This window comes from Devosia chinhatensis (genome assembly GCF_000969445.1).
GTDB classification, from domain to species: domain Bacteria; phylum Pseudomonadota; class Alphaproteobacteria; order Rhizobiales; family Devosiaceae; genus Devosia; species Devosia chinhatensis.
On the sequence record NZ_JZEY01000061.1, the window covers coordinates 367072 to 381785 of the forward strand.

A 14714-nucleotide genomic window follows, 5' to 3' on the forward strand; every position below is an offset into this window, starting at 1 on the left:
TCTTGCTTCGATTTTGAGCGAGATTATTAACCGCGAGGCCATCATGCTGCGTACAGGCATTGCGCTCCTAGCCGCACTCACCTTCACTTCCTTCGCCCAAGCTGCCGATCTCAACTGGAACGCCGGCAACAACTCGTCCAATCTCTATTCGCCGGTGGCCGCGGCGCAGTGGACAGGCTTTTACGCCGGTGTCTCGGGCGGGCACGGCTGGGGCACCACGACGACCAGCCCGGCCATTGTGAGCAATTCGAACAATTCCAACGGCTGGAGCTTGGGCGCCCAGGCCGGCTACAACATGGATATGGGCGGTTTCGTCCTGGGCGGTGAAGCCGACCTGCAATGGGCCAATATCGGCTATTCCGAGCCCCTGGCCGGCGGCACCTTCACGGCCCGCACCGACATGTTCGGCACATTGCGCGCCCGCGCCGGTGTCCCGATCGGTCAGGTCATGCCTTACGGCACCGTCGGCGTCGCCTATGGCCGCGGGTCGGTCACCGAAGATACCGGTATTTCCTCCACTCAGGTCGCCAACCATTTCGGCTGGACCGCTGGCGTAGGCCTTGAGGCACAGGCAACGGCCAATCTCTCGCTCAAGGCCGAATATCTCTATGTCGACCTGGGCAACCAGAACTACAATCTGCTGCCCAGCGGCGCCCGCGAAGTCGGCCAGCGCTTCGGCGTCATCCGCGCTGGCGTGAACTACAAGTTCTAGTTGAGGTGTGGCGCGGCGTTGCAGCCGCGCCACACACCGGTTTCACAAAACTGCGAGCAATTGCTCCCGTTAAGGTTTGCAGTTTATTGAGCACAGATGTTGCGCGGCCAGCAGAAGGGCCCGAAAGCCAGTCGCCTAGGTCTCCGTGCAACAAGGAGCAGCAATGAACAAGCTCGTGGCGATCGCCCTTCTCGCGTCCACCCTTCTGGTGCAGCCCAGTTTGGCGCAACAGGCCGTGGCCAGCCTCGAAGCCAGTCGTGTGGTCATCGCACCGCCCCGGACGGAGATCGCCCGCGTCATCAAGGCGGGCCTTTCGAGCGATTATTACGGTGCCCGTTCCGGCAGTGCGTCCGAAAGCGATGCCCAAAGGCTCTATTTTCTCTACGGCGAGCGCCATTTCGAGCCGATCTGGCTTCAAGAAGACGCCAGTGGCAGGGTGCGTTTTTCTCCTGCTGCCGACAGCATCATCGCATTGTTCAAGAACGCAGCCGAAGAGGGTTTGCGTCCCGAAGACTATTTGACCGCCGCCATCGACCTCCAGCGGGTCAATGGCGATGAGGCTGCTCTGGCGGGCCTCGAGACCGCTTTTTCCGGCGCGGTCATGCGCTACGCCTACCACATTCACAATGGCCGCATCCGCCCCCAATCGGTGAGCGAGAACTTCGACATCGCGGCCAAGCCGATCGATGAAGCCGCTCTTTTGGAGCGATTGGCATCGAGCAGCGACCCGGCAGCCATTCTTGCCGAGCTCGAGCCGCGCCATCCCGAATTCCTGGCGCTCAAGGCCACGCTTGCGACATTCAAAACCAGCCAGGCCGACCGCCCGACGCCTATTTCCGAGGGACCGGTCTTGCGTCCGGGTGGCTCGGACCCGCGCGTTCCAGCCATTCGCGCCCGCCTCAAGCTGACCGGTTCCACCTCGCCCGCCTATGACGATCTGACCGTCAGTGCCGTCAAGGATTTCCAGCAAAGCCAAGGCCTGGAAGTGGACGGAATCATCGGCCCGGCCACCATTGCTGCGCTCAATGGCGGTGCTGCCACACGCCGCGAAGACATCATTGCCAATATGGAACGCTGGCGCTGGATGCCGTCCGACCTCGGCCAGTTCAACGTCTTCGTCAACATTCCCGAATTCCGCCTGACGATCAATCGTGCCGGCCAGCCGGAATATTCTACGCGCGTCGTGGTCGGCACCACCAAGAACCAGACCCCGATCTTCTCGGACAATATCCGGCACCTGGTGGTGAACCCGTATTGGAACGTCCCCAGTTCGATCATCCGGGGCGAGATCGCACCGGCCGTGATGCGCAATCCCGGCTATACCGACGCCAAGAACATGGATCTGCTTTATAACGGCACGCCGGTCAGCCCTTGGCAGGTGGACTGGAACCAGGTTTCCGCCAACAATTTCCCTTTCCGCGTCCGCCAGCGCCCCGGACCGGGCAATTCCCTGGGGCAGATCAAATTTCTCTTTCCCAACAAGCATGACGTCTATCTGCACGATACGCCGTCCAAATCGCTCTTTGCTCGCTCATATCGCGCGTTCAGCCATGGCTGTATCCGTGTCGAGGACCCATTTGCCTTCGCCGACGCACTGATGGCCAACGAGCCCAACATTTCGCGCACCTCGCTTGAGGCCATGTTCGGTCCCAATGAAAAATGGGTGAACCCGAAGACGCAAATTCCCGTGCACCTGGCCTATTTCACGCTTCGCGTAGATGCCGACGGTACGATCCGCAATTACGGTGACGTCTACGGTCACAATGAAGCGCTGATCGCCGCGATGGGCCTGTCCGCAAGCCCGGTTCCGGAAATTATCGCTGACGCCAACCCCGTCGCGGATGACCTTTCCCCCTGATCGCAGTTAACCCCGCGTTCACACTTTCGCCTTGGTTGTGCCGGTTTTTGCGCTTAAACACGAAGCCGTGAGCGGGGAATTGCCTCGTTCACGACTGGTTAGCGTTAAGAAAATCGATCGATTTTAGCGCTAACGTCCGACCATATCTTGCAAGTAAACCGGGCAGAGTTTGGCGTGACGGTATTGGCATATGAAATTCGGCGGAACGTGGCGCGGCTGTTGGTCGCCGGGCTTGTGGTGCTATCCACCTTGCTCGTCTCTGCTCCTGCAAGCGCTGCCAACGAGCGTGCGCTTTATCTCTACTACACCCACACCAAGGAAACGGCCCGGATTGTCTTCAAGCGCAATGGGCAATATGTCCAGTCGGGCCTGAACGAGCTCAACGTATTTCTGCGCGACTGGCGTCGCAATGAGCCGGCCAATATGGATCCGCGCCTGTTCGACCTGGTCTGGGAAGTCTACCAGGAAGTGGGCGCCAGCCAGCCCATCAATGTCGTTTCGGCCTATCGCTCGCCCCAGACCAATGCCATGCTGGCCAAGAATTCTTCCGGCGTTGCCGACAATTCCCAGCACATGCGCGGCACCGCGATGGATTTCTTCATTCCTGGCGTTCCGCTCAATCGCCTGCGCGCTGCAGCCATGAAGAAGCAGGTGGGTGGCGTCGGTTATTACCCCACGTCCGGCAGCCCCTTCGTCCACTTGGACACCGGCTCCGTCCGCGCTTGGCCTCGCATGACCCGCGCCCAGCTCAAGGAACTCTTTCCGGACGGGCGCACGATGCACCTGCCCAACGACGGCAAGCCGCTGTCGCAGGAAGGCTACCAGATCGCCATGGCCGAGTGGAAACGCTGCCATGCCTATCCCTGCAACGGCTCCAGTTCTGGAACCCAGGTCGCCAATTCGGGTGGATCGGGCCGCACCCTGATGGATGTGCTGTTCGGCGGTAACAGCAGCAACAATGCTGCCGCGCCTGCCCCGGCACCGGCCGTCGCAGCTGCGCCAGCCCCGGCACCTGCGCCCCAGGTCCAGACCGCAGCCCTGACGCCCCAGGCACAAGGCGTGGCACCCGTTCTACCCGTCGCCCGTCCGGCAGACCTTGGTGGTGCTTCCCCGGTGGCAACTGCAGCGTCTCTGCCAATCGAACCCGTCTTGCCTTTCTCCACCACCGGCAGCGCCCCGCTGACCGAGGACGAGCTGGGTCGCACGCAGGTAGCGGTCGTGTCGTTCCCCGTGCCGCTTCCCGATGACCTGCGCAGCCAGCGTGCTGCCGCCCTGCCTTCCGGCGACGCCGTCACCGCTCTTGCAGCGCTTACCGCGCCCACCATGCCCACGCCGCGCGTCATCATGACCGAACCGCCGGCCGAGGTAATGACAGCCTATCTTCCGGCCAATGTGCCGAATACACAGACCGCGCAGCAGGCCGACGTCGCCGGTGCGATCGGCACACCGGTCACGGCCGGGCTGCGCATGCCGATCCTGCCGACCCCGCGCAGCGAGGACTCCGTGCAGACCGCCTCGATCGGCGGCACGTCTGGAGCGCCCGTCTCTGCCCTGTTCGCCCAGACCTTTGGCGCTGCAGGACAGGGTGATGCGGACGATCTGGCCGCCGCCCTGGCCCAGCATGTTGCTGGCCGTAGCCAAGCCGGTGATGGGCGTCAGCCCAACCTGATCGCCCCGGACCTCGACCACGTGGCGGACATTTTCACCGCCCCTGCATCGATGAATTCGAGCCACTTCGCCGTATTGTTCGACCATGACGAAGCTGACTTTGATCCGACTCCGGAAATGGGCCGGTTTGTCTTGGTCAAGAACCGCGACAATGGCGGTCCGGGCCTCATGATGTCCCCCTTCCCCCTTTCCGCGAACTGAGCCAGCGACGTCCGGTCGCCGCGCAAAAGCCAGAATGGTGCGCTTGAACTCCGCAGCCTGACTGCGGAGTTCGTAGCCATTGCCAAGCAGGGACCCGAAGCCTAAACAGGGCGCAGACCCATGATGATGAGGGCCGACTTGGCCGAAAGACCGCATACGCCGCTGCTCGATACCATTGCCAGTCCGGCCGACCTGCGCGCCCTGCCGCGCGAGGACCTGCCGCAGATCGCCGATGAATTGCGCACCGAAATGATCGATGCCGTGTCCGTGACGGGCGGGCATCTGGGCGCAGGTCTGGGCGTCGTGGAATTGACCGTCGCACTGCATGCGGTCTTCGATACCCCGCATGACCGCATCATCTGGGACGTCGGACACCAGGCCTATCCGCACAAGATCCTCACCGGTCGCCGTGATCGCATTCGCACCTTGCGCCAGAAGGATGGCCTTTCAGGCTTTACCCGGCGCGCCGAGAGCGAATACGACCCGTTCGGTGCGGGCCATTCCTCGACCTCGATTTCCGCGGGTCTGGGCATGGCTGTCGCCAGCCAGCACCTGGATACGCCCCGCAATGTGATTGCCGTGATCGGGGACGGCTCGATGTCCGCCGGCATGGCTTATGAAGCGATGAACAATGCCGGCGCCATGGATGCGCGGCTGATCGTCATTCTCAACGACAATGATATGTCCATTGCCCCGCCCACCGGAGCATTGCGGACCTATCTGGCGCAATTGGTATCTGGTCCGGTCTATCGGGGCACCCGCGAGGCCGCCAAGAACCTCGTGCATAAATTGCCCCCCTTCCTGCACGAGCCGGCCCGCAAGACCGAGGAATTTGCCCGCTCGTTCTTTACCGGCGGCACGCTGTTTGAGGAGCTGGGCTTCTATTATGTGGGCCCTATCGATGGGCATAACCTAGACGACCTGATCTCCATTCTGGAAAATGTCCGCGATTTCGGCAACGGCCCCATCCTGGTTCATGCGGTGACCAAGAAGGGCAAGGGCTATGCGCCCGCCGAGAATTCCGCCGACAAGTATCACGGCGTCTCCAAGTTCAACGTCATCACCGGCGCCCAGTCCAAGGCCCCGTCCAATGCGCCGTCTTATACCTCGGTCTTCGCCTCGTCCCTGATTCAGGAAGCCGAGGCCGATCCGCGCATTGTCGCGATTACCGCCGCCATGCCATCGGGCACGGGCCTTGATAAGTTCGCCGAACTCTTTCCTACCCGCATCTACGATGTCGGCATTGCCGAGCAGCATGCGGTAACCTTCGCGGCCGGCATGGCCAGCGAGGGCATGAGGCCGTTCTGCGCCATCTATTCCACCTTCCTGCAACGCGCCTACGACCAGGTCATCCACGACGTCGCCATCCAGGGCCTGCCGGTGCGCTTCGCCATCGACAGGGCAGGCTATGTCGGCGCCGATGGCCCCACCCATGCGGGCAATTACGACAATGCCTATCTCGGCGCCGTGCCCGGGATCGTCCAGATGGCCGCCGCCGACGAGGCAGAGCTGCGCCATATGGTGGCCACGGCCGCGGCCTATGATGAAGGACCGATCTCATTGCGCTACCCGCGCGGCGACGGCATGGGCGTCGACATGCCGGCGCGAGGCGAAATCCTCACCATCGGCAAGGGCCGTATCCTGCGCGAGGGCGCAACGATCGCGCTGTTGTCCTATGGGGCAAGGCTTGGCGAGGTGCTGGCCGCTGCCGACAAACTGGCGGCGCTGGGGCTCAATCCCACCGTCGTCGACGCCCGCTTCCTCAAGCCGCTCGATGAGGAACTGATCGCGCGCCTGGCCCAGAGCCACGATGTGATGATCTCCACCGAAGAAGGCGGTTTGGGCGGATTTGGCAGCCACGTCGCCACTTTCCTCGCCAGCAATGGCCTGCTGGATGGCAAGTTGCGCTTCCGGCCACTGATGATCCCCGACACTTTCGTGGAACATTCCAGCCAGGCCGACATGTATGAACGCGCCGGTCTTGATCGTGTGGGCATTGTGCAGGCAGCGTTGACGGCGCTTGGATATGACCAGGCCGCCATGAAGGCCGCCTTGGCCAAGGTTTAAGCGTTTCTGCTGGAACGTCTTCATGCTTTGTTGAGAAAACGGGCGTTTGCTTTTGGGCAGCGTCACGGAGAGCCGAAGATGGCCATTTCCAGCATTTCCATCGCGGCGGGCGGCGTGCAGCGCGCCAGTCACCAGCTTGAAGTCAGCGCCGGCCGCATCGCGCGTGTCGGCGCCCAGGACGTGGACGTATCCAGCGAAATGGTCAACGTGCTCAACGCACGGACTGACTTCAAGGCCAATGCCAAGGCGATCGAGGCGTCACGAGATATGTCGAAGGCTCTCCTCGACATTCTTGCCTAGACGTAAAAAAGCTCCCGCATAGGCGGGAGCTTCAGCATTCTGGATCCCAAAGCCTTAACGTTCGGGCGGCGCCTCGACCATGCCCAGCGCCGACATGTAGAGCTCGAGCAGCGCTTCCTGCTCCATGCGCTCGTTGGCATCCTGCTTGCGGATAGACACGATCTTGCGCAACACCTTGGTGTCGAAGCCCGTGCCCTTTGCCTCGGCATAGATCTCCTTGATATCGGCGGCAATCGCAGCCTTTTCTTCTTCCATCCGCTCGATGCGCTCGATGAAAGCGCGGAGCTGATCCTGCGCGACGCTGTCCTCAACGGCCATGGCAAACCTCATAACGCTCGGGTCCGCACCGTAAGTGGTCTGGACCTGGAAACCCTCGGGCCCCATGAACCTCAAGCCCCTGCCCGGTTCAACCCCTTTATGGGTCAATCCACATGCTGGCGTATGCCGGAGGCTCCGATGTTCCCATTTCCGTCACGAAACCCCATTAGCCATTGACCTCGTCTCGTCCATCGGCTCAAACAGGGGCACTTCCCGCAATGATTTCCGGATTGTTCGTGCGCAGCATCCGTCTTGTTCCGACCCTGCTGGTCTCCGCCCTTTCCGGGCTTCTGGCCACGACCATTCCAGCACATGCCGAATTGCGCATCTGCAACCAGACGGCGAACCTGATCTCGGTGGCGCTCGGCTACCGCGCCGAACGCGGATGGATGAGTGAGGGATGGTGGCAGACCCCGCCCGGCGATTGCCGTGTTCTCTACCAGGGCGACCTGCAAAGCCGCTTCTATTACCTGCACGCGGTCGACGACATCGGCGGCGGCGCCTGGACCGGCGAAATCTTCATGTGCACCCGGGACGAGACCTTCACGATATTCGGGGTTGAGGATTGCCTCGCCCGGGGCTATGAGCGCACTGGGTTCTTTGAAATCGATACACAGAACCGGACTGACTGGACGCTCCAGCTGACCGAAAATGCGGGCGTGCCGAGCGTAGTCGGACCGGATCTGGAAGAAGATCTTGAAGACCCGGCATTCCTGGTCGACCCAGACGCCATCCCAACGCCAGACGATATGGATACGCAATGAGACGGATCAGACGCGCGAAGATCCTCGCAACCCTCGGGCCCGCCAGCCACGAGGAAAACATGATCGAGGAACTGGCAAAAGCCGGCGCGGACGTGTTCCGCATCAATATGAGCCATGCCAGCCATGAGCTGCTCCACCAGACCGTGGCCCGCATTCGTCGCGTCGAGGAGCGCCTCAAGCATCCCATCGGTATTCTCGCCGATCTGCAGGGCCCCAAGCTCCGCGTCTGGAAATTCGCCGAAGGCGCCGTGAACCTGGTTGCCGGGCAGACCTTTACGCTCGACAGCCATCAGGACGACCAGGGCAATGCCGAGCGCGTCTACCTGCCGCATCCGGAAATCATCGAATCGGTATCCGTCGGCGACCGTCTGCTTCTCGATGATGGCAAGCTGCAGCTCAAGGCGACTAAAGTTGGTAATGGCGCGATCGAGACCGAAGTGGTCTACGGCGGCAAGCTCTCGGATAAAAAGGGCGTTTCCCTCCCTGATACGCTCCTGCCCACCGGCGCCCTGACCGAAAAGGACCATGCGGACCTGCTCGAAGCGCTCAAGGCGGAAGTCGACTGGATCGCGCTGTCCTTCGTGCAGCGCCCCGAAGACATCATCGACGTGCGCAAGATCGTCCAGGGTCGCGCCGGCGTCATGGCCAAGATCGAAAAGCCGCAGGCCATCGAGCGGCTCGAGGAGATCGTCAAGCTCTCGGACGCCATCATGGTCGCCCGCGGCGATCTGGGCGTCGAACTGCCGCTTGAAACCGTGCCGGGCCTGCAAAAGCGCATGATCCGCATGTGTCGCCGCTACGGCAAGCCTGTCGTGGTCGCGACCCAGATGCTCGAATCCATGATCACCGCACCGGTCCCGACCCGCGCCGAAGTGTCGGACGTCTCGATCGCCGTGTTTGAAGGTGCCGATGCCGTAATGCTGTCGGCCGAAAGCGCCTCGGGCCAGTATCCGATCGAAGCGGTGAGCACGATGGCCAAGGTTGCCATCGCCGTCGAGAGCGACGCCAATTATCGCGGCATTATTCGGGCTGCCCAGACCGAGCCGGAGGCTACTGCTGCCGACGCCATTTCGGCGGCCACCCGACAGGTCGCCGAAACGCTCGACCTGGCCGCCATCGTCACCTATACGGCCTCGGGCTCCACGGGTATCCGTGCGGCCCGTGAGCGGCCCTCCAAGCCCATTATTGCCCTGTCCCCCAATCTGCGCACCATTCGCCGCCTGTCGGTCGTGTGGGGTATCCACTGCGTGCAGACGGAAGACGCGGTAAACCTGGAAGATATGGTGGATCGCGCCTGCGTCATCGCCTACCAGGAGGGCTTCGCCCGGCCGGGCGACCGCATTGCCATTACGGCCGGTGTGCCGCTGGGCACACCCGGTGCCACTAACATGTTGCGCATCGCCTTTGTCCGCCAGGACGGCGCCGGCTCGAGCTGATCGCGCAGCCGACGCCCATATGGAGAAATCACAACGCCACCCGCAAGGGTGGCGTTTTTCATTATACCGAACGCGCTTCGAGAAAGGTCTTGAGCAGCTTGAGATCGGTGCGCAGCCATTCGCACTCGGAGGCGAAATGGGCGTCGTCCTCACCTGCACTTTGCAAGACTGTGCAGCACAATTCGGTCGCCGTGCCATTGGTAAACACCCGCACGCGATAGTGCCGCTCGATCAGGTCGACGAGGTCGAGCCGGATATCGAGCACGCCATGCTGATTGGGTGGCGTGAAATGGATGACTACCGGCTGGCCGTCATGAGCGGTGGTCCATGTCCAGGTATCCAGCGCGATCAGCGGCTCGTGCAGCAGCCCTTCGGTCCACTGGGCGAGCGTTCGCGGATCGGCCAGGAAGGCATAGACTTCCGCACATGGTCTTTCGATGACCAGGCTGATCGTCCGGCTGGGAAACATGGAAATATCGCAGGCAGGTGCCGTCGGACTATCCTGGCCCTTTGGCAGAGATGACGCAGCCGGCTTCGACCGGCGGAGCAGTCTTAGCAGCTTGGTAGCATCGGGCAACGCGTTGAAATCGCTAAGCTTGTTGTGTGGTTAACGACACAAGCGAGGTCACAAAAGCGAAGGGCCCGCACCAATCTGGTACGGGCCCTTCGAATGCAGAACGCCTTGATTAGCCCTGACGGGCCTTGAAGCGCTTGTCCACCTTATTGATGATGTAAACGCGGCCGCGACGGCGGACGAGCTTGTTCGCGCGGTGGCGAGTCATCAACGCCTTCAGCGAGTTGCGGATCTTCATCTTCTTAATCCTCGGTCAAACAAAAGGGGCGCCAAGGCGCCCGAAAACTGGCCTCGTCTTAGGGGATATGCCGCGCCCTGTCAACGCGCGACGCTCACCCTTTTTATTGTTTTGCCACATGTTAACGGCCAAGTGACGGCCAATACGTATGATCGCGCAAAACCAGCCAAAGCAACGACCATGGCCAAAGAAACCATCACCAAGCACGGCGTCCTGATCATCGATCCTCAACCCCATATGGCATCCCTCGTGGCCAGCATGTTTCGCACGCTGGGAAGGCGGGACATCCGCGAGGTCAATACGTCCAGCCAGGCCCTGACCGAGCTCGATCGGCGTGCCTATGATGTCATCGTCATCGACGATGCCGTCGCCGAGCCCGACGCCGTCGACCTGGTGCGACGCCTGCGCGCCAACCCAACCGGCATCAACAGGCTGGCGCCTGTCATCATGATGTCGGCAGCGCCGGACGCGGCAAGCATCACCGCTGCCCGTGACGCCGGGGTCACCGAGTTCCTGCGCAAGCCCTTTGCCGTAGCGCACCTGCAGTCCAGGCTCGAAACCATTGCCAGCAAGCCGCGCGCCTTCATTGAAGCCGAAACCTATACCGGCCCCGACCGTCGCCGGCGTCAGGTGGACGTCGGCGACCAGGATCGTCGCACCGGCGACTAGGCCCTAAAGGCTTGCCGTGCCCTCGATGACCCGCTCGCCCTGAATTTCCTGCCAGCGAATGCAGGCCACGAGCCGTTCCCCCTCCACCGTTTCAAGCGGTGGGCGGGTCTGGGCACATTCCGGCTTGGCAAACCGGCACCGGGTGCGGAAGGCGCATCCCGAGGGCGGATTGATCGGCGACGGAATTTCCCCTCTTAGCGCGTCGATATTGCGCTGCCGGGCAAGCTTCGGGTCGGGTATGGGCACGGCGGTCAGCAGCGCGCGTGTATAGGGATGCAGCGGATCGTCATAGATCTGGTCCCCGCTCGCCAGTTCCACGATGCGGCCCAGATAGAGCACGAGGATGCGGTCGGATACGTGCCGCACCACCGAGAGGTTGTGCGAGATGAAGATCAGCGTCAGCCCGAACTCGTCCTTGAGCTCAGCCAGCAGGTTCAGAATCTGCGCCTGGATCGACACGTCGAGGGCCGAAACAGGCTCGTCGCAGACGATAAGCTTGGGCTCCGTGATCAGCGCCCGGGCAATGCCGATGCGTTGCGCCTGCCCGCCCGAGAATTCGTGCGGATAGCGATTGATCATTTCCGGCAACAGGCCAACGGCCTCCATAACCCGCACCACGCGAGCCCGCCGCTCGGTCTTGCTGAGATCAGGCTTGAGCGCCCGCAGAGGATCTTCGATGATCTCCCCCACAGTCATGCGGGGATTGAGCGAGGCCAGGGGGTCCTGGAAAATGATCTGCAGGTCGGCCCGGCGCTTGCGCATCTCCTCGGCCGGAACGCGCGTCAGGTCCTGGCCCAGCCAGAGCACCTGCCCCTCGTCGGGGCTGATCAATTGCAGGATGCAGCGCCCCAGGGTCGACTTTCCGCAGCCGCTCTCCCCCACGATGCCCAGCGTTTCGCCTTTGCGGACATTGAAGTTGATGTCCGACAACGCGGTCAGCGTCAATTTCTTGGAAAAAAGGCCGGTGGCGATCGAGAAAGTCTTCTTCAGATCGCGGATTTCCAGCAGGTTTTCTTGTGTCCCGATCATCACGCGACCTTCCTGTCCTTGAGCGGCCCTTCATAGAAACAGGCCTTTTCCCGCCCACCTTCGGTCGGCATCAGCGGCGGCCGCTCCTCAAGGCACCTGTCGAAACAGAAATCGCACCGCGGATTGAACGAACAACCCTTGGGCAGATGTTCTAGGCTTGGCGGCAGGCCCTTGATCGGCTCCAATCGGGCCGATCGGTGCGCGATATGCGGTGTGGAGTGCAGCAAACCCAGCGTATAGGGATGGCGCGGGTCATAGAACAGGTCGTTCACGGTGCCCTTTTCCACTGCACGGCCGCCATACATCACCATCATGCGGTCCGCCACGCCGGCCACGACGCCCAGATCGTGCGTGATCAGCACGAGCGAGGTGCCGAAATCTTCGGTCAGCGACTTGAAGAGATCCAGCATCTGCGCCTGAACGGTGACGTCCAGCGCCGTCGTCGGCTCGTCGGCAATCAGGATCTTGGGCTGGCACAACAGCGCCATGGCGATCATCACGCGCTGCCGCATGCCACCGCTCATTTCATGGGGATAGGCGTTGGCGCGCTTGGCCGGCTCGGGAATACCCACGCGCTCCAGCATTTCCACCGCAGCTTTGGTGGCTTTGGTCTTGTCAAAACCCCTGTGCTTGACCAGCACTTCGGAGAGCTGCGTTTTCACCTTGAGGCTGGGATTGAGCGAGGTCATCGGATCCTGGAAGATCATGGCGATGTCCTTGCCCCGGATATGATCCAGCTGCCCGGTGCGCATGCCCACGAGATTGATGTCGCCCATCATGGCCTTGCCCGAGGTGCGACCATTCTTGGCCAGAAGGCCCATGATCGACAGGAAGGCCTGGCTTTTGCCCGATCCGCTCTCGCCAACCACAGCCAGTGTTTCGCCGGCCTCGAGCGAGAAGCTCAAATTGTTGACCGCCCGCACTTCGCTTTCATGCAGTGCGAAAGTGACACCGAGGTCCTGTACGTCCAGTACTTTACTCATGACGATTTCCTCAGCGGTCCTTGGGATCGAGCGCGTCGCGCAACCCGTCGCCCACATAGGTGAGGCACAACAACAGGGTAACCAGCACGGCAGCCGGGCCGATCAGCAGCCAAGGCATGACTTCGGTGACCTGTGCACCCTCCGAGATCAGGGTCCCCAGAGAGGTCTGCGGCTCCTGGATACCGAGCCCGAGATAGGACAGGAAGCTTTCCACGATGATGATTTCGGGAATGGTCAGGGTCGCGTAGATCACGACCGGTCCGGTGAGATTAGGCACAATATGGCGGGTAATTATGGTCCAGGGCTTGGCGCCGCCGGCTCGTGCCGCCTCGATGAATTCGCGTTCCTTGAGCGAGAGCGTCTGACCGCGCACGATACGCGCCATGGTCAGCCATTCCAGCGCCCCGATGCCGATGAAGAGAAGGATGGGGCTGCGCCCGAAGATCACCACGAGAATGATGACGAACAGGATATAGGGCAGCGCATACATGATATCGACGAAGCGCATCATGACCGCGTCGACCCGACCGCCGAAATAGCCCGATACCGCGCCATAGATGATCCCGATCACCACCGAGACGAGGGTGGCGACGAGCGCGACGATCAGGCTCATCTGGGTACCCTGAAGCAGGCGCGCCAGCAGATCCCGGCCGTTCTGGTCCGTGCCCAGGAAATGTCCGGCCTCGAAATTGGGCGGCTTGCGGATCGAAGACCAATCCACTTGTGAATAGCCCCAGGGCAGGAAATAGGGGCCGATGATGGCAATCAGCACGATGGCTGCCAGCACGAACAGCGATACCATCGCTGCCTTGTTGGCCAGGAGGCGCCGGATCGCGTCGTCGGTGAGCGAACGGCCCTTGGGCGCATCCAGCTTTGCCAGCTTTTCGGCATAAGCCGTCAGCGTTTCGTCCTTGCGTGTAATGCCGGGCATCAGCGGTACCTCACCTTGGGATCGAGCCAGGCATAGGCGAGATCGACGAGCAGATTGAGAACGAGAATGAGCGCCATGTAGAGCACCACCGTGCCCAGAACGAGACCGTAATCCCGGTTGAGCGCGGCGTTGATGAAGTACTTGCCGATACCGGGAAGGCCGAAGATCTGTTCAACGATCAGCGATCCGGTGAGCAGGTATGACAGGCCCGGCCCGAGATAGGACACGACGGGGATGAGCGCCGGCTTGATGGCATGCCGGGCCAGGACCAGCCGCTGGCCAAGGCCTTTGGCCCGTGCCGTGCGCACGTAATTGCTGCCCAGAACTTCGATCATCGAGCCGCGCATCAGGCGCGAGATGCGCGCCGCATGCGGCCAGGCCAGAACCGTGATCGGCAGGATGAGATGAGCGATCGAGCCGGCTCGCCAGCCACCGGCCGGCAACCATTTGAGATAGACGCCGAACACCAGCTGCAACAGGCTGCCCATGAGGAAGTTCGGCACGATAACGCCGATCATCACCACGAGGACGAGCACATAATCGGGCCACTTGTTCTGCGTCACGGCCGCCACCATGCCGGCCAAAAGGCCAATGGCAGTGGCAATAACGAAGGCGGTAAGCCCCAGCATGATCGAAAAGGGCAGGCCCAGCGCCAGCAATTGCGACACGGTGAAGTCCTGCACCACCATGGACGGGCCCAGATCGCCCTGAAGCAACCGCCCCAGATACAGGAAATATTGCACGATCAGAGGCTGATCGAGGTCATAGGCTGCCCGCAGATTGCGCAGGATATTGGCCGGCAAGGCGCGTTCGGCGTCGAACGGGCCGCCGGGGGCAAGCCGGAGAATGAAGAAACACGCCGTAACGGCGATCAGGGCGACCGGGATGGCTGAAAGCACCCGTCGCAACGCATATGCGAGCATTTTGGCGTTCCTCGTCCGCAGAACCGGCGCGGGCTCAAAGGGG

The 14714-nt window shown here is 61.8% G+C and carries 15 protein-coding genes; 8 read left to right on the forward strand and 7 right to left on the reverse strand.

Annotation, left to right across the window (positions count from 1 at the left end; all coding sequences use genetic code 11):
- Positions 1-43 precede the first annotated feature (43 nt).
- The 5 genes from VE26_RS12145 (at position 44) to VE26_RS12165 (ending at position 6806) form a co-directional block, all read left to right on the forward strand.
- On the forward strand, positions 44-712 hold the full coding sequence (locus VE26_RS12145; RefSeq protein ID WP_152658835.1) for an outer membrane protein: 669 nt from the start codon (positions 44-46) through the stop codon (positions 710-712).
- A gap of 163 nt (positions 713-875) precedes the next feature.
- Entirely contained in the window at positions 876-2570 is a 1695-nt protein-coding gene (locus VE26_RS12150; protein ID WP_052715879.1) for a L,D-transpeptidase family protein, read from the forward strand.
- A gap of 174 nt (positions 2571-2744) precedes the next feature.
- Positions 2745-4439, forward strand: coding sequence for a peptidoglycan L,D-endopeptidase MepK (mepK, locus tag VE26_RS17185; protein ID WP_200897246.1), 1695 nt, complete (start codon positions 2745-2747; stop codon positions 4437-4439).
- Positions 4440-4577: 138 nt separating this feature from the next.
- On the forward strand, positions 4578-6506 hold the full coding sequence (dxs, locus tag VE26_RS12160) for a 1-deoxy-D-xylulose-5-phosphate synthase (protein ID WP_244465691.1): 1929 nt from the start codon (positions 4578-4580) through the stop codon (positions 6504-6506).
- Positions 6507-6584: 78 nt separating this feature from the next.
- Positions 6585-6806: a flagellar basal body rod C-terminal domain-containing protein gene (locus tag VE26_RS12165; RefSeq protein WP_046105528.1), complete on the forward strand. Its 222-nt coding sequence runs from the start codon at positions 6585-6587 to the stop codon at positions 6804-6806.
- Positions 6807-6860: 54 nt separating this feature from the next.
- Here VE26_RS12165 and VE26_RS12170 read toward each other — a convergent pair whose 3' ends face one another.
- On the reverse strand, positions 6861-7124 hold the full coding sequence (locus VE26_RS12170; protein ID WP_046106295.1) for a DUF2312 domain-containing protein: 264 nt from the start codon (positions 7122-7124) through the stop codon (positions 6861-6863).
- Between the two features lie 218 nt (positions 7125-7342).
- Here VE26_RS12170 and VE26_RS12175 point away from each other — a divergent pair, with 218 nt between their 5' ends.
- Entirely contained in the window at positions 7343-7888 is a 546-nt protein-coding gene (locus tag VE26_RS12175; protein ID WP_046105529.1) for a DUF1036 domain-containing protein, read from the forward strand.
- Entirely contained in the window at positions 7885-9324 is a 1440-nt protein-coding gene (pyk, locus tag VE26_RS12180) for a pyruvate kinase (RefSeq protein WP_046105530.1), read from the forward strand. Before VE26_RS12175 ends, pyk begins: the two co-directional genes overlap by 4 nt.
- Before the next feature lie 61 nt (positions 9325-9385).
- Here the strand turns inward: pyk and VE26_RS12185 are convergent, their stop codons facing one another.
- Together VE26_RS12185 and ykgO are read right to left on the reverse strand one after the other, a co-directional pair.
- Positions 9386-9793 carry a hypothetical protein gene (locus VE26_RS12185; protein ID WP_046105531.1) on the reverse strand — a complete coding sequence of 136 codons (408 nt, stop codon included), beginning with the start codon at positions 9791-9793 and terminating at the stop codon, positions 9386-9388.
- Between the two features lie 217 nt (positions 9794-10010).
- Positions 10011-10136 (reverse strand): type B 50S ribosomal protein L36, encoded by a 126-nt coding sequence (gene ykgO, locus VE26_RS12190; RefSeq protein WP_046105532.1) that lies wholly within the window; start codon positions 10134-10136, stop codon positions 10011-10013.
- Between the two features lie 180 nt (positions 10137-10316).
- Here ykgO and VE26_RS17190 point away from each other — a divergent pair, with 180 nt between their 5' ends.
- The gene (locus VE26_RS17190) at positions 10317-10805 is read left to right on the forward strand and encodes a response regulator (RefSeq protein ID WP_152658836.1); all 489 of its coding nucleotides are present in this window, start codon (positions 10317-10319) and stop codon (positions 10803-10805) included.
- A gap of 3 nt (positions 10806-10808) precedes the next feature.
- Here the strand turns inward: VE26_RS17190 and VE26_RS12200 are convergent, their stop codons facing one another.
- From VE26_RS12200 to VE26_RS12215, 4 genes are read right to left on the reverse strand one after another with little or no spacing between them, the layout of a single operon-like run.
- Positions 10809-11834, reverse strand: coding sequence for an ABC transporter ATP-binding protein (locus VE26_RS12200; protein WP_046105533.1), 1026 nt, complete (start codon positions 11832-11834; stop codon positions 10809-10811).
- Positions 11834-12817, reverse strand: coding sequence for an ABC transporter ATP-binding protein (locus VE26_RS12205; protein ID WP_046105534.1), 984 nt, complete (start codon positions 12815-12817; stop codon positions 11834-11836). The genes VE26_RS12200 and VE26_RS12205 overlap by 1 nt, the downstream gene beginning before the upstream one ends.
- A gap of 10 nt (positions 12818-12827) precedes the next feature.
- The gene (locus tag VE26_RS12210) at positions 12828-13748 is read right to left on the reverse strand and encodes an ABC transporter permease (RefSeq protein WP_046105535.1); all 921 of its coding nucleotides are present in this window, start codon (positions 13746-13748) and stop codon (positions 12828-12830) included.
- Positions 13748-14671 carry an ABC transporter permease subunit gene (locus VE26_RS12215; RefSeq protein ID WP_046105536.1) on the reverse strand — a complete coding sequence of 308 codons (924 nt, stop codon included), beginning with the start codon at positions 14669-14671 and terminating at the stop codon, positions 13748-13750. Before VE26_RS12215 ends, VE26_RS12210 begins: the two co-directional genes overlap by 1 nt.
- Positions 14672-14714: the final 43 nt, after the last annotated feature.

What these genes read in the sequence shown, in the direction of transcription:
- VE26_RS12145 (WP_152658835.1), top strand. Translation starts at nt 44, where the DNA reads ATGCTGCGTACAGGCATTGCGCTCCTAGCCGCACTCACCTTCACTTCC.
- VE26_RS12150 (WP_052715879.1), top strand. Translation starts at nt 876, where the DNA reads ATGAACAAGCTCGTGGCGATCGCCCTTCTCGCGTCCACCCTTCTGGTG.
- VE26_RS12165 (WP_046105528.1), top strand. Translation starts at nt 6,585, where the DNA reads ATGGCCATTTCCAGCATTTCCATCGCGGCGGGCGGCGTGCAGCGCGCC.
- VE26_RS12170 (WP_046106295.1), bottom strand. Translation starts at nt 7,124, where the DNA reads ATGGCCGTTGAGGACAGCGTCGCGCAGGATCAGCTCCGCGCTTTCATC.
- VE26_RS12175 (WP_046105529.1), top strand. Translation starts at nt 7,343, where the DNA reads ATGATTTCCGGATTGTTCGTGCGCAGCATCCGTCTTGTTCCGACCCTG.
- pyk (WP_046105530.1), top strand. Translation starts at nt 7,885, where the DNA reads ATGAGACGGATCAGACGCGCGAAGATCCTCGCAACCCTCGGGCCCGCC.
- VE26_RS12185 (WP_046105531.1), bottom strand. Translation starts at nt 9,793, where the DNA reads ATGTTTCCCAGCCGGACGATCAGCCTGGTCATCGAAAGACCATGTGCG.
- ykgO (WP_046105532.1), bottom strand. Translation starts at nt 10,136, where the DNA reads ATGAAGATCCGCAACTCGCTGAAGGCGTTGATGACTCGCCACCGCGCG.
- VE26_RS17190 (WP_152658836.1), top strand. Translation starts at nt 10,317, where the DNA reads ATGGCCAAAGAAACCATCACCAAGCACGGCGTCCTGATCATCGATCCT.
- VE26_RS12200 (WP_046105533.1), bottom strand. Translation starts at nt 11,834, where the DNA reads ATGATCGGGACACAAGAAAACCTGCTGGAAATCCGCGATCTGAAGAAG.
- VE26_RS12205 (WP_046105534.1), bottom strand. Translation starts at nt 12,817, where the DNA reads ATGAGTAAAGTACTGGACGTACAGGACCTCGGTGTCACTTTCGCACTG.
- VE26_RS12210 (WP_046105535.1), bottom strand. Translation starts at nt 13,748, where the DNA reads ATGCCCGGCATTACACGCAAGGACGAAACGCTGACGGCTTATGCCGAA.
- VE26_RS12215 (WP_046105536.1), bottom strand. Translation starts at nt 14,671, where the DNA reads ATGCTCGCATATGCGTTGCGACGGGTGCTTTCAGCCATCCCGGTCGCC.